This is a genomic window from Staphylococcus sp. 231237_7MaSpsaltlick, from assembly GCF_043107035.1.
The window spans coordinates 1-633 of the sequence record NZ_JBICNX010000256.1; the positions used below are offsets into that span (position 1 = coordinate 1).

Annotated in this window: 2 protein-coding genes; one reads left to right on the forward strand and one right to left on the reverse strand. The window is 32.9% G+C overall.

Going from position 1 to position 633, the window contains the following annotated elements:
* Window positions 1-131 precede the first annotated feature (131 nt).
* Window positions 132-299: a hypothetical protein gene (locus ACF91D_RS31310; RefSeq protein WP_182475317.1), complete on the forward strand. Its 168-nt coding sequence runs from the start codon at window positions 132-134 to the stop codon at window positions 297-299.
* A 24-nt stretch (window positions 300-323) separates the two neighbouring features.
* On the opposite strand, the gene ACF91D_RS31315 is transcribed toward ACF91D_RS31310, so the two are convergent.
* On the reverse strand, window positions 324-572 hold the full coding sequence (locus tag ACF91D_RS31315; RefSeq protein ID WP_081224926.1) for a DUF3892 domain-containing protein: 249 nt from the start codon (window positions 570-572) through the stop codon (window positions 324-326).
* Window positions 573-633 lie beyond the last annotated feature (61 nt).

A 633-nucleotide genomic window follows, 5' to 3' on the forward strand; every position in this document is an offset into this window, starting at 1 on the left:
TTTATTTCCCAAGGTAATCTCTCCTTTTTATTTTATTTAAAATATTATATCACGGAGGGCAACTTAAAATAAGAGTGAATAAAAATGTATAGAAGAAAAGAAGAGTTAGTGAAAATTAGGGAGGTGAAGGAATGGAAAATTTTGAAGGCAAATTAAAAGAGTTACAAGACAAAGTGAAAAATAAAGCAATTAAATCTATTGAATGGGCTCAAGAAAACGAAGAAGTAAACGGTGGCAAAACTATCATTACCACAAAATTTAAGTATGAAGTCCCTACGCCAATAAAGCGGAAGGACTAAAAATTAGAACCTAGGCAAACTAAGTTAGTTATCTGTTTCGGTTCCGTTCCCTACAGTGCGAATGTATGGAGAACGTCCTGTTGGGTGAACAGATTCAACCCTAGCTTTAGAGTTGTAAGAAGTTGTATAGAAATATTCAAATCCGCTATCCAAATATCTTACAACTTGAGCAACTGTTTCAGAATCACCATTATGCAATAAAACTTCACTGATTTTCTCAGTCCCGTTATTTGCATTACTAGTTAACCTAATCTTTTTGATCTCAATGGCCATAATTTTCACTCCTTTCTTAAAAGGTTAAGAAAATTATAGTACAAAAAGCGTAGCAAAATAC